General features: G+C 39.6%; 12 protein-coding genes. 7 read left to right on the top strand and 5 right to left on the bottom strand.

Annotated elements, in window-relative coordinates:
* Positions 1 to 3: 3 nt before the first annotated feature.
* The gene (locus tag R9C00_24595; GenBank protein WPO34878.1) at positions 4 to 831 is read right to left on the bottom strand and encodes a Rossmann-like and DUF2520 domain-containing protein; all 828 of its coding nucleotides are present in this window, start codon (positions 829 to 831) and stop codon (positions 4 to 6) included.
* Between the two features lie 202 nt (positions 832 to 1,033).
* Between R9C00_24595 and atpB the strand changes: the two genes are divergently transcribed.
* The 6 genes from atpB to atpG all read left to right on the top strand — a co-directional run bounded on the left by atpB (position 1,034) and on the right by atpG (position 6,244).
* On the top strand, positions 1,034 to 2,143 hold the full coding sequence (atpB, locus tag R9C00_24590) for a F0F1 ATP synthase subunit A (protein WPO34877.1): 1,110 nt from the start codon (positions 1,034 to 1,036) through the stop codon (positions 2,141 to 2,143).
* 66 nt (positions 2,144 to 2,209) lie between these two features.
* Positions 2,210 to 2,461: an ATP synthase F0 subunit C gene (gene atpE, locus R9C00_24585; GenBank protein WPO34876.1), complete on the top strand. Its 252-nt coding sequence runs from the start codon at positions 2,210 to 2,212 to the stop codon at positions 2,459 to 2,461.
* 127 nt (positions 2,462 to 2,588) lie between these two features.
* Positions 2,589 to 3,083 (top strand): F0F1 ATP synthase subunit B, encoded by a 495-nt coding sequence (atpF, locus tag R9C00_24580; protein ID WPO34875.1) that lies wholly within the window; start codon positions 2,589 to 2,591, stop codon positions 3,081 to 3,083.
* A 13-nt stretch (positions 3,084 to 3,096) separates the two neighbouring features.
* On the top strand, positions 3,097 to 3,645 hold the full coding sequence (gene atpH / locus R9C00_24575; GenBank protein ID WPO34874.1) for an ATP synthase F1 subunit delta: 549 nt from the start codon (positions 3,097 to 3,099) through the stop codon (positions 3,643 to 3,645).
* 58 nt (positions 3,646 to 3,703) lie between these two features.
* Entirely contained in the window at positions 3,704 to 5,281 is a 1,578-nt protein-coding gene (gene atpA, locus R9C00_24570; GenBank protein WPO34873.1) for a F0F1 ATP synthase subunit alpha, read from the top strand.
* 63 nt (positions 5,282 to 5,344) lie between these two features.
* Entirely contained in the window at positions 5,345 to 6,244 is a 900-nt protein-coding gene (gene atpG / locus R9C00_24565) for an ATP synthase F1 subunit gamma (GenBank protein ID WPO34872.1), read from the top strand.
* A 76-nt stretch (positions 6,245 to 6,320) separates the two neighbouring features.
* On the opposite strand, the gene R9C00_24560 is transcribed toward atpG, so the two are convergent.
* From R9C00_24560 to R9C00_24545, 4 genes are all read right to left on the bottom strand, one after another.
* On the bottom strand, positions 6,321 to 7,556 hold the full coding sequence (locus R9C00_24560; GenBank protein WPO34871.1) for a pitrilysin family protein: 1,236 nt from the start codon (positions 7,554 to 7,556) through the stop codon (positions 6,321 to 6,323).
* Between the two features lie 136 nt (positions 7,557 to 7,692).
* Positions 7,693 to 8,676, bottom strand: coding sequence for a TIGR01212 family radical SAM protein (locus tag R9C00_24555; protein ID WPO34870.1), 984 nt, complete (start codon positions 8,674 to 8,676; stop codon positions 7,693 to 7,695).
* The gene (locus R9C00_24550) at positions 8,677 to 9,345 is read right to left on the bottom strand and encodes a 2,3-bisphosphoglycerate-dependent phosphoglycerate mutase (GenBank protein ID WPO34869.1); all 669 of its coding nucleotides are present in this window, start codon (positions 9,343 to 9,345) and stop codon (positions 8,677 to 8,679) included.
* A gap of 275 nt (positions 9,346 to 9,620) precedes the next feature.
* Positions 9,621 to 10,157 (bottom strand): DinB family protein, encoded by a 537-nt coding sequence (locus R9C00_24545; protein WPO34868.1) that lies wholly within the window; start codon positions 10,155 to 10,157, stop codon positions 9,621 to 9,623.
* Positions 10,158 to 10,750: 593 nt separating this feature from the next.
* On the opposite strand from R9C00_24545, the gene R9C00_24540 reads away from it, so the two are divergent.
* Positions 10,751 to 12,544, top strand: coding sequence for an acyl-CoA dehydrogenase family protein (locus R9C00_24540; GenBank protein WPO34867.1), 1,794 nt, complete (start codon positions 10,751 to 10,753; stop codon positions 12,542 to 12,544).
* The last annotated feature ends 71 nt before the right edge of the window (positions 12,545 to 12,615 follow it).

Here is a 12,615-nt window from a genome sequence, read left to right as displayed (position 1 = left end):
AGTTTAATCGTCCTCATAAAAATCAATAATGCTCCTTGTAATAAGCATATAAAGCTTGCTATAAGGAGCATTGTTTTTCAATAAGGTCAAGTGTTCATTTATTGTTTCTTGGTCGCCTCTAATGGCTGGTCCTGTTTGGGAACCTGCCGGACCATTTTTTAATGCTTTTTCTAGCATTGCCGCTACCAATGGTTTTAGTAACTCCAAATCTTGGCCGTTTACCTTCAGAATTTGCTCAGAAATTGCCAAAAGGTGATTGGTGAAATTGCAGGCAAATACCGCAGCTAAGTGAATAACCTTTCTTTGTGCCGAAGACACTTTTGCCACATTTTCTGATAAACGTTTGGCTATTCGCTCCATAAGTGCCAAAGTTTCTGCGTCCGATGCTTCAAGGCACAAAGGGATGTGTTTGAAGTTTATTTTTTGGTTCGCGGAAAAGGTTTGGAGTGGGTAAAAGACGCCAAATTTAGTAGCATAAGGTACGAGAAGGTCGATAGCCATTGCACCTGAAGTATGGACTAAGGTTGTATTTGGGGGGAGAAGTAAGCTGCTTGCGACTTCAGCGATTGCATCGTCGGGAATGGCGATGACAAATAACTCTGCCTCACTTGAGCTAAAGTCGAGAGAGTTGACCGGGGCTGCATCATATAATTTCTTACATAGTTTCTGGGCATGTCCCAAATCTCTGCTATAAACCTCTGCGACAATTAAGCCGATTGACTCCAGTGCTTGGGATAAATGCCAGGCAACATTTCCCGCCCCAATAAAGGTTACTTTTTCAATGCCTATTTCCTGTTTTTTAAAAAACTTCTTGAACCACTTGATTGCCATATCTTAATAAATAAATACTCTTGGGCTTATATTTTCCTGTAAACCAATAAAAATCAGACTAATTACCAGTAGGTTACAATGAGTTTTCTATAGAAATAGATGGGTTCTTATAGCCTTCTGAAAAAAGAGAATATTTTATTTTCTTACTATTTGAATTTTACCTAGTTTTGCGCTCGAATTCCCAAAAAACATAAAATTTTAAATGGTAGCTAAGAACTACAATTCAAGGATTTTACTTGCAATAATCGGCGTTTTTTTATTCACATTTTTGATAAACAGCAAGCTGATTGCTAGTGACGGTGCGGAAACTGCAGAGTTTAATGCGGGTGAGACAATCATCCATCACGTATTAGATGCCCATGAGATTCATTTCTTTACGCTCAATGAGGGCAAAGCTGATGAGTTTCATGCATCCATTCCTCTTCCTATTATTCTTTACACAGCAGATAACGGTGTTGAGATATTTTCATCGGCTAAGTTCCACAATGCGGAGCACAAGCACGGTAGGTATATCATGCACCACGAAAAGATATATATTGCAAATGCAGAAGGCGTTCTCGAACTAGATGCAGATGGACATTCCCACAATGCCCAGCCGCTTGATTTTTCATTGACAAAATCAGCTTTAGGTGGTGTGATGGTGATGTTCGCTATGCTTTTCATTTTCTTGTCTATCGCAAAATCGTATAAGAAAAGGGGGATCAGAGAGCCAAAAGGTTTGCAGTCCTTTGTTGAACCGATTATCATTTTTATTAGAGACGATGTTGCTAAGCCTTGTATAGGAGCAAAGCACGAGAAATTCATGCCTTATTTGTTGAGCATATTTTTCTTTATCTGGCTTTGTAACTTGTTAGGGCTTATCCCTTTTATAGGCGGATTCAACATCACTGGAAACATTGCTGCTACTTTGGTACTGGCGGTGTTTACTTTCATTGTAACCACATTTAGTGGTAACAAAAACTATTGGCAACATATTTTTGCCATGCCAGGAGTTCCGCCGGCGTTGTGGATTCTCCTTACGCCAATCGAGATCATGGGTATGCTTACCAAGCCTGTGGTGCTTATGCTTCGACTTTTTGCTAACATCGTAGCAGGTCACATTGCTATCCTTTCTTTCGTGAGTTTGATTTTCATCTTTGCAGGAATGTATGGTGCTGCGGCAGGGTTTGGCGTGTCAATCGTATCATTAGTGTTTGCCATGTTCATCAACGTGATCGAAATTCTTGTAGCTTTCTTGCAGGCGTATGTATTTACCTTGCTCTCGGCTATTTATTTCGGTTCGGCTGTGGAAGAGCATCACGATGCTCATTAATGTTAAATTGGCGAAAGCCAGTTTTTGAATAAGTAAATTACTTTAAACTATATAAATAAAATCACAATGGAATTTCTATTAATTCTTTTGCAAGAATCTTTAGGCCTTGCTTACGCAGGTGCTGCTGTTGGAGCTGGTATCGCTGTTATCGGTGCTGGTCTTGGTATTGGTAACATCGGTAAACATGCGATGGATGCTATGGCAAGACAGCCTGAGGCAATTGGTGACCTTCGTGGTAACATGATTGTTGCTGCTGCTCTTGTAGAGGGTGCTGCCTTTTTTGGTATCATCGTTTGCTTATTGGTAGCTCTTAAGTAATTTATCTAAAGTACCACAGCTTACGCAATGGGCGATAGCCAGTGGAGATGATTTTAAATCCAGTGCTGCTGCGATAGGCACAGCGCTGGTATTTCCTTAGCATACAAACATTAAAATTCTATAAATAATGGAATTAGTTCAACCTGGTTTAGGATTAATTTTCTGGATGAGTATCGCTTTTTTAGTGGTATGGGGCATTTTAGGCAAAATGGCTTGGAAACCTATTCTCAATGCGATAAAAGAAAGAGAAAATACGATCAAAAATGCGCTTGATTCTTCTGATAAGGCAAAAGCTGAAGTGGATGCCCTAAAAGGAGAGATAGAAGAGATGAAGAAAGAGGCGAGAGCTGAGCGCGAGAAGATATTGCAAGAGGCTAAAGTAAATGCCGATAAACTTTTATCTGACAAACAAGCGCAGGCAGAAAAAGAGTATGCTAAAATAGTAGAGCAGGCTCAAGAAGATATTATCAGTGAGAAAAACGCTGCCTTGGCTGAAGTAAGAAACCAAGTAGTTCAATTCTCATTGGAAATCGCTGAAAAATTGATCGAAAAAGAGTTGGCTGATAAAAAAGCCCAAGAAAACTTGGTTGATAGCCACTTAAAGGATCTAAAACTCAACTAAACCAGCATACATTATGTCAGCAGATTCAAGAGTAGCCATCAGGTATGCAAAATCATTGGTTTCTTTGGCAGATGAAAAAGGCTTGCTAGAGGATATCAAGAATGATATGCAGTTGGTTTTCGATACTTGCACAGCTAGCCGAGATCTTCGCCTTATGCTTAAAAGTCCTATCATTCATAATGATAAGAAGCTTTCTATCCTGAAAGAAATTTTTGAGAAAAGCCTGAATAAGCTAACGGTTTCCTTTATTGAAATCATTAGTAGAAAAAATAGGGAAGCGGTGCTAGTAGCTGTTGCAGAGGAGTCTATTAAGCTTTACAATGGTTTAAAAGGCATCCAAACTGCTAAGCTAGTTACGGCTTTTGAAGTTGATAAAGCTTTGAAAGAGAAGTTTGTAGGCATCGTAAAAGAGGTTTCTGGGAAAGACAAAGTAGAGCTGGAAGTAGAAGTTGATACTTCTATTTTGGGCGGTTTTGTACTTACCGTAGGTGATAAGAAGTTGGATGATTCAATTGCAACTAAGATGAGTACACTTAAGCGTCAACTGTTACAGAAAGCTTAAGTTTCGATATATAAGAATTCAGATAATAAATTAATCAACCTATATAAATTAAAAAATAATGGCAGAGGTAAGACCGGATGAAGTATCTGCAATATTGAGAGCGCAGCTATCCGATTTTAAATCAGAAGCCGATCTTCAAGAAGTTGGTACTGTTCTTCAAGTAGGTGACGGTGTGGCAAGGATCTACGGCCTAACCCAAGCACAATCTGGAGAGCTTATCGAGTTCCAAAACGGCTTTCAAGGATTAGTACTAAACCTTGAAGAAGATAATGTTGGTGCAGTAATTTTTGGTGAATCTACCGAGATCAAAGAAGGTGATTCTGTAAAAAGAACTGGACTTATTGCTTCAGTTAAAGTTGGTGAAGGCGTATGTGGAAGGGTAATCAATACACTTGGTCAACCTATTGACGGCAAAGGTGCTATTGAAGGTGAACTCTTCGAAATGCCTCTCGAAAGAAAAGCTCCTGGTGTAATCTACCGTCAGCCAGTAAACGAACCACTCCAAACAGGTATCAAAGCGATTGACTCGATGATTCCGATTGGAAGGGGACAACGTGAGTTGATTATTGGTGATAGACAAACTGGTAAAACTGCGGTTGCACTAGATACTATCATCAACCAAAAGGAATTTTATGATAAAGGTGAGCCAGTTTACTGTATCTACGTTGCTGTAGGACAGAAAGCTTCTACTGTGGCAGGGGTTTATGCTGCATTGGAAAAAGCTGGAGCGCTTCCTTATACTACTATCGTTGCGGCAAACGCATCTGACCCTGCTCCAATGCAATTCTACGCTCCATTTACCGGTGCTGCTATTGGTGAGTATTTCAGGGATACTGGTCGTCCTGCTTTGGTAGTTTATGATGATTTGTCTAAACAAGCGGTTGCTTACCGTGAGGTGTCTTTGCTACTTAGAAGACCTCCAGGACGTGAAGCATACCCAGGTGATGTTTTCTACCTTCACTCTCGTTTGTTGGAAAGAGCTGCAAAAGTCAATGCTTCGGATGCGATCGCATCTCAGATGAATGACTTGCCAGAATCATTAAAGCCTATAGTGAAAGGTGGAGGATCACTAACTGCTCTTCCTATCATTGAAACTCAAGCTGGTGACGTTTCTGCTTATATTCCAACCAATGTGATTTCGATTACTGATGGTCAGATATTCTTGGAAACTAACTTGTTCAACTCAGGTATCCGTCCTGCTATTAACGTAGGTATTTCTGTATCGAGGGTAGGGGGTAATGCTCAGATCAAGTCGATGAAGAAAATTTCTGGTACGTTGAAGCTGGATCAAGCGCAGTTCCGTGAACTTGAAGCATTTGCTAAGTTCGGTTCTGATCTTGATGCTGCAACTAAGAAAACAATTGATAGAGGGCGTGTAAACCAAGAGATATTGAAGCAAAACCAATATTCTCCTTACACAGTTGAAAAGCAAGCAGCTATCATTTTTGCTTCTACTAATGGATTTATGGATAAACTTCCTCTCGATAAAGTGAAAGCTTACGAAGAAGAGTACCTAAGTATCCTAGAAAAAGACCACAAAGCTATTCTTGATGCTTTGGGTGCTGGTAAGCTCGATGACAACATCAAAGATACGATGGGCAAAGTAGCTACTGATCTAGCTAAAAACTATTTGTAATCAACTTAAGCAGGCTTGGGATACCTTGCCTGCTTTTCAATACATAAGAGAAAGGGTAAGATAATGGCAAGTCTTAAAGAAGTAAAAAATAGGATTAAATCCATTCAGTCAACTCAGCAAATCACCAAGGCGATGAAGATGGTTGCTGCTGCCAAATTGAGAAAGGCACAGGACAGGATTCTTCAGATGCGACCGTATGCTGAAAAACTAAATGGAGTGCTTGAAAACATCAGCCATTCTGTAAAAGGAAGCGAGATCAACAACCCTTTTGAGGATAACAGAGGTGAGAAAAATAATGTTCTTATTGTAGTAATTACTTCTGATAGGGGACTTTGTGGTGGTTTTAATGCCAACGTGATTAAAGCTACTCAGCGTCTGATCAATGAAAAGTATGCTGATCAGCATAAAGCAGGTAACTTGGAGTTGATGTGTATTGGCAATAAAGGACTTGATTTCTTCAAAAGAAGGGGTTATACCATTAATGCTGATTATGCTAGCTTATTTCATGACCTGGTTTTTGACAATGTGAGAGAGGCTGTTGAGTTCGTGATGGAGTCTTATTTGGATAAAAAGTATGATGCAGTTGAACTTGTATATAATGAGTTCAAGAATGTAGCAACACAAATTCTAAAAACTGATTTGTTCTTACCGCTGTCACCTGAAGTAGTGGAAGGTGACGATGTAGTGGAAGAAGAAGCAACTGATTTCATATTTGAACCAAGCAAAGAAGAGATCATTACAAACTTGATTCCTTACTCATTGAAAACGACCTTCTATAAGGCACTTCTTGAGTCAAATGCCTCTGAGCAAGGAGCTAGGATGACAGCTATGGACCAAGCAACTGATAATGCAGGTGAGCTATTGAAACAACTTCGATTAACTTATAACAGAACTCGTCAGGCTGCTATTACCAAAGAAATACTAGAGATTGTTGGCGGTGCAGAAGCTCTTTCCAATGGTTAGTTTTGATATAGAATTCAAAAAAGCCCTTGATAGCATGCTACCAAGGGCTTTTTTGTGCAAAATTTTTCTCCTATATCTAACCTTTCTTATAAAAAAGAGTGGAGCAGTTATTAGGGTTCAATACGCTGTTTGCCAGCCTGTGGATATCTTTCTCCGTAACCTTGTTTATTTTTTCTCCAACTTTATTCGCTAGCTCAGCATCGCCTAGGAGCACTGACATAGCCAAGCTCATCGCTCGTGAAAGTAATTCCATTTCTGAGAACACGATGGTAGATTCCGCTTGATTTTTTACTTTTTGAAGTTCCAATGCTTCAATCTCCTTAGTCCTCAAATCATTTATGATGGATTCAATAGCATTATTGGCGTCGTTTACGGAAATGCCGTCAGATACTTTCCCCGATATTACAAATAGGCCAGGGTCGATGGATCCAGAGATACTCGCACTTATGCTGCTGAATAGTTGATCTTTCTTTACCAATTGTTCATAAAAACGTGAAGCTTTCCCTCTGCCTAATATGTCGCTCAAAAGATCTGTTGCAAAATAATCTTCTGAAGTTCGGCTGCACATGTGATAAACTTTGTAGATGGCATTTACGGGAACATCGGCAACTATTTCGAGTTGACGCGGCTCAGATTGAGCAGGCTCTTGTGGTAAGTCTCTTTTATAAATATTTCCTTTTGGAATTGGTCCAAACCATTTTTTACTTAGTTTACGGATTTGCTCAGTTTCCACATTTCCCGCTACTACTAAAATAGCATTGTTTGGGCAGTAGAATTTACTGAAAAATGCTTTTACATCATCCATAGTGGCATCTTCTATATGGGAAATTTCTTTACCTATAGTAGGCCATTTGTAAGGATGGACTTTGTAAGCCAAAGGCCTAAGCTTTAACCAAAGGTCGCCGTATGGCTGGTTTAAGTAGCGTTGTTTGAACTCCTCGATCACTACTTTCCTTTGTACTTCCAAATTCTCTGGACTAAACGCTAGGTTCAGCATCCTGTCACTTTCTAGCCAAAAAGCAGTTTCAATATTTCCAGCAGGCAAAGAGATATAATAATTGGTGATATCGGGGCTTGTAAAAGCATTGTTGTCCCCTCCCACAGTTTGAAGAGGAGTGTCAAAATTGGGGATATTGGCTGAGCCTCCAAACATCAAATGTTCGAAAAGGTGTGCAAACCCAGTTTTGTTTTCGTCCTCATCCCTTGAGCCAACATCGTAAAGTATATTCAAAACAGCTGTTGGCACGGACTTGTCTTGGTGGACATAAACCCGCAATCCATTCTCTAAAACAAAGCTTTCGTATTGGATCATAAGAGTTTGCAAAAATAATTAACTAGATCATCAACCGGCAAGTTGTTAATTGCCTTGGTTTAACCAGTATTTTTTTGCTATGGTTCTTTAAATTGGTGAATATTAAAATGCGATAGACAAGCTTGCAAATTATCCTTTATTTATGAAAAGTGGAAAAATTGTTTCCAGAAGGGTGTTTTACTTCTTTGTGGAGCCTTCCTTGCCAAGTGTTTTCCTTTTCCAGAAGCCTTTCAAATAAGGTGAGCACTTGGTGGTAGCGCATTCCCCAGTTCCGCCCAAGGTTCAGTTCTGGTGATGATTCCCCTGCTATTCTTTCTATCACGAGAGATGGAGGAAGTTGTTCCAAGTAGCTTTTAATAAAGTCTAAGTAATCAGGAAGGTCAAATAGTTCAAAATCAGAGGTATTTCTTTTATAATTAGCTCCCATTCTAGTCCCTTTGATAATTTGTAGCTGATGGAATTTGATACTGTGTAAAGGTAATTCGGAAATAATCTTTGCTGATTCGAGCATGTCTTTTTGCGATTCGCCTGGCAACCCGAATATCAGGTGCCCACCCGTGCGGATTCCTCGTTGGGAAGTGGCTCGTATAGCCTTTTCACTTTCGGCAAACGTATGCCCTCTATTTATCCTCCTCAAAGTTTTGTCGTAGACCGATTCTATCCCATACTCAACCGTGATATAGTGCTTTTCCGCAAGTTTTGCTAAATAATCGAGCTTTTCGTTGTCTATGCAGTCAGGGCGAGTGCCAATAACCAGCCCCATTATTTCAGGTTGTGCCAAAGCTTCAGAATAAATTTCTTTAAGCTCTTCAAGGGGTTTATATGTATTGGAAAAGGCTTGGAAATAGGCTAAGAAATTGGTCGATTTCCGATAGCGCTTTTTATGAAATTCAATTCCCTTTTCAATCTGGTCACTAATACCATCGCTTTCGGAGCAGTATGAAGGAGTGAATGAGTCGTTAAAGCAAAAAGTACAACCGCCATTTCCCTTGCTTCCGTCTCGGTTGGGGCAGGTGAATCCAGCATCGATCGAAACCTTTTGTATGCGGCCACCAAATACTCTTTTCAAGTAGTTTGAGTACGCATTGAACCGCCTTTCATGTTGCCAAGGAAACTCCATTTAAACATAAACTTTTTCCGAAACCACCATGTATTCCCGTATATCCTGAATATCAGAAGGGAGTACCTCTTCCTCGGCAGGTTCGGGGATTTGCATCGAAACTAATTTGTAGAGAATAGGTTGTGCCGTTGGGAGGTTGAGGTTCTTAGTGCTTTCCGGAGTCAAGGATTCCAAGTACATCATTAATGCCCTTAGGCTATTTCCATGTGCTACCAGCAATACATTTTTCTTTTGCTTCAATAGAGGAATTACCTCTTTTTCATAGAAATCGATTATTCTATTACTAATGTCGAGTAGGCTTTCACCGTTTGGGGGGGTGGCAGAATATGATTTTTGCCAGCATCTTACCTTAGAAGCCCCAAATTTTTCTACAAGGTCTTCCTTTTTTTGCCCTTCCAAATCACCCAGATAATTTGGGTTAAGAGCTTTGTTTACTTTTATATGCGTATGGAGTTGATTGTTTTTTCCTAGCATTATCTGTAGCGTATCTTTAGCCCTGCTTAGGCTAGAGGTAAATGCTGCATCAAATTTCATGTCTCGCAATCTATCGGCAGCATCTTCTGCTTCTTTTACTCCAACTGGGCTCAGTTTTATATCTACTGTACCTGTAAAGCGATGTTCAATATTCCATAATGATTTTCCGTGACGGAGTATGACCAGGTTAGCCATGGTTCTAGTATTTATAGGTGTTTGATCATTTCTCAAATAAACATTTTGCCTGAATACAAGCTAAATGTAAGAAGTTCATGAGTTCTGATGCGTATAGATGATTTCTCAAGTTCAAAAGTACGGTGGCTAATTATTTGAAATTATGATAGGGGTGTGCCGAAGGAAATGATTTTTATCAAAATGTTATAGTTTGATAAAACTAATAAGGGATGGTGTTAAAATAAGGAGGACGATAAAAAATGCCCTCTGGGTCTCCAAAGGGCGCAAAATGGTATTTAATAAATGAAAACTTTTAATCCAAGAGCTCGCTTGATCATAGCAATTTGCCCATTGTGCCACATTTCATGTTGGCTACACCAGAGCAAAGCTTCTTTTTTGGTTTTTGCTATAGGATGTGCCATTCCCGAAGAAGCCAAAGGTGCATCAAGCTGACCCTCGTCGAGGTTCAGTAAGATACTTTGGGCTAACTCTCTTACTTCTTCTAATTGCCTTAGCATCTTAGAAGGACTGAGGTCATACCCTTTTAATTCCATTGGTTTACTGCTGTTGCCAAACATGGTGAGATATTCTTGGAAAGGGAAAATATCCAAGACTTCCTTTTGAAACCCTGCTATACAGCTGATACTATGATAATTTTTGCTAATAATCATATGACCAATTTGCCACATTATGTTGGTATCAATACCTACAGGTGTAGCTGTCCATAAGTTAATAGGCACGTCCGATACCAATAATTTAGTAAGGTTTCGGGCTTGTTGAGACTGCTCTAGAATGAGAGATTTCTTACTGGAATGTAGAATGTTTTGCTCCATGCTTCTGATTTTTATTTTTTTAGGAAAAAGAAATTAGAAATTGCCCCTGCTTGTGCTCCAAGAGGTTTGTTGGTGGGTGGCAATTGGACTCTTTAGTGGTAGTAGATGAGCAAATTTGTTAATCAGAAGTTTGTTTACTTATGTTAGGAGTGGACACTCATTAGAAGAGGTATAGGTAGGAAAATAATGTAAAAAAATACGGTTTACCAACCCTCCCAATTGCTTCAGTAAATATGTTTTACTCATGCAATTATGTTATTTGAAATAATAGTAGCTTATTCCGTGGTTTATGTGTATGAATTTCATAAATAAAATCTAGAAAGTCAAGTGTTCTTTATTTTTTCAATCGTTCCCGAAACCATAAAGGTTATCTCTTTGTTCTTATAAAAAAAACATTTAGTATGCGTGCATAATAAATTTAATTGCATATATTTGTACATATAATAGTATGCATGCATACTAAATTGTTTGATATATCATCTTGTTGATACGATCAGAGGAAAGTGAAAAGCTTTAAGCGCAATGCTTATGGAGCTTGATGTGGGGATGTAACAATTTAATTAGCCTTTTAACCTCAACCAAAATATTTGAAGATGGAAGTAATAGATAAAAAATCAGTAAAGGGAGGAGAATTCCTCATCAAAGAATCAGTTGCAGCCGACCTTTTTATCCCAGAAGAGTTTAGTGAAGAGCAGCAAATGATGGCTTCAGCTTGTAAAGATTTTATTGAAAAAGAAATAGAATCGAGAGTAGAAGATATTGAAAAGCAGAAAGCAGGAGTAGTAGAAGATGTGTTTGCCAAAGCTGGTGAATTGGGTTTGTTGGGTATTTCCGTGCCAGAAGAATATGGAGGGCTAGGCATGAGTTTTAACACATCTATGTTGATTGCAGATGTAATTGGCGCTGCGGGTTCTTTTTCCACTACCTACGGAGCACACACAGGTATTGGTACGTTGCCTATTCTCTATTATGGTACTGAGGAACAAAAGAAAAAGTACGTACCTAAGCTTGCTAGCGGAGAATGGGCGGCAAGTTATTGCCTTACCGAGCCCGATGCGGGTTCGGATGCTAACTCTGGAAAAACGAAAGCAGTTTTAACTGAAGATGGGAAGCATTACAAAGTTACAGGTCAAAAAATGTGGATCTCCAATGCAGGGTTTGCGCAGCTTTTCATCGTATTTGCTAAAATAGAAGATGACAAAAACCTTACAGCTTTCATAGTAGAAAAAAGCTTTGGGGGCATCACCATGAACGAGGAAGAGCACAAGCTCGGAATCAAAGGATCTTCTACACGTCAAGTTTTCTTCAATGACTGCATGGTGCCTGTTGAAAATATGCTTTCCGATAGAGGCAACGGGTTTAAAATAGCAGTAAACATCCTCAACATAGGAAGGATAAAGTTAGCTGCAAGTGCCTTGGGTGGTGCAAAAAGAGTTATCACCCTTGCTACCCAGTATGCCAACGAAAGGAAACAATTTGGAGTGGCAATCTCCTCTTTCGGAGCGATTAAGCAAAAAATAGCTGAAATGTCCATTCGTACTTTTGTGAGTGAAAGTGCTACTTATCGGGCAGGTCAAGATATAGAAGATGCCATAGCTTCCCTAATGGCTGGCGGAGCTTCTGAAGCCGAAGCGAAGCTTAAAGCAACTGAAGAGTTTGCCATGGAGTGTGCTATTTTGAAAGTACACGGATCGGAGGTGTTAGATTATGTGGCAGATGAAGGTGTGCAAATTTATGGAGGAATGGGCTATTCAGCCGATGCGCCTATGGAAAGGGCTTACCGTGATTCGAGAATTTGCCGAATCTATGAAGGTACCAACGAGATAAACAGAATGCTTTTGGTGGGAATGGCTCTCAAGCGTGCCATGAAAGGTGAGCTCGATTTAATGGGGCCAGCTATGGCAGTTGCCCAAGAACTAACGGCAGTTCCTTCGTTTGCAATACCAGATATGAGTACGCCTCTTGCTGAAGAGAAAAGTGTGCTGAAGAATTTGAAAAAAGCGGTGTTGATGGTAGCTGGAAAAGCTGTTCAGACATTCACTACTGAAATTCAGAAGCAGCAGGAAGTATTAATGAATATAGCCGATATGGCTATTGAAGTTTATGCAGCTGAGTCAGCTTTGCTCCGTGCCGAAAAAATAATGGAGACAAAAGGTGAAGAAGCAGCTGAGCTTTATGTAAAAATGGCGAAAGCTTACTTAGCTGGAGCGGTTGATAAAGTAAATGTTTCAGGAAAAGAAGCCGTTTCATCTTTTGGCTCAGGTGATGAGCAAAAAGTAATGGTACTTGGTTTGAAACGCTTTACCAAAACCAACCTACTCAACGTGCATCAGATAAGAAGAGAGGTAGCAGATTACCTCATCGAAAAAAACAAATATGCTTTCTAGCAGAAAGAGTTTTAATTAAGAAAAGGTAGAACTGAAACCGTATTGGCATTGCTGATGCGGTTTTTTGTTTA

The organism is Flammeovirgaceae bacterium SG7u.111, assembly GCA_034044135.1.
Lineage (GTDB): Bacteria > Bacteroidota > Bacteroidia > Cytophagales > Flammeovirgaceae.
The sequence above is the reverse complement of the archived record's forward strand: the minus strand, read 5'-3'. Positions and strand labels throughout refer to the sequence as shown.

Excerpts from the sequence above, each read along its gene's own strand:
- R9C00_24595 (WPO34878.1), bottom strand. The coding sequence starts at position 831 with ATGGCAATCAAGTGGTTCAAGAAGTTTTTTAAAAAACAGGAAATAGGC.
- atpB (WPO34877.1), top strand. The coding sequence starts at position 1,034 with ATGGTAGCTAAGAACTACAATTCAAGGATTTTACTTGCAATAATCGGC.
- atpE (WPO34876.1), top strand. The coding sequence starts at position 2,210 with ATGGAATTTCTATTAATTCTTTTGCAAGAATCTTTAGGCCTTGCTTAC.
- atpF (WPO34875.1), top strand. The coding sequence starts at position 2,589 with ATGGAATTAGTTCAACCTGGTTTAGGATTAATTTTCTGGATGAGTATC.
- atpH (WPO34874.1), top strand. The coding sequence starts at position 3,097 with ATGTCAGCAGATTCAAGAGTAGCCATCAGGTATGCAAAATCATTGGTT.
- atpA (WPO34873.1), top strand. The coding sequence starts at position 3,704 with ATGGCAGAGGTAAGACCGGATGAAGTATCTGCAATATTGAGAGCGCAG.
- atpG (WPO34872.1), top strand. The coding sequence starts at position 5,345 with ATGGCAAGTCTTAAAGAAGTAAAAAATAGGATTAAATCCATTCAGTCA.
- R9C00_24560 (WPO34871.1), bottom strand. The coding sequence starts at position 7,556 with ATGATCCAATACGAAAGCTTTGTTTTAGAGAATGGATTGCGGGTTTAT.
- R9C00_24555 (WPO34870.1), bottom strand. The coding sequence starts at position 8,676 with ATGGAGTTTCCTTGGCAACATGAAAGGCGGTTCAATGCGTACTCAAAC.
- R9C00_24550 (WPO34869.1), bottom strand. The coding sequence starts at position 9,345 with ATGGCTAACCTGGTCATACTCCGTCACGGAAAATCATTATGGAATATT.
- R9C00_24545 (WPO34868.1), bottom strand. The coding sequence starts at position 10,157 with ATGGAGCAAAACATTCTACATTCCAGTAAGAAATCTCTCATTCTAGAG.
- R9C00_24540 (WPO34867.1), top strand. The coding sequence starts at position 10,751 with ATGGAAGTAATAGATAAAAAATCAGTAAAGGGAGGAGAATTCCTCATC.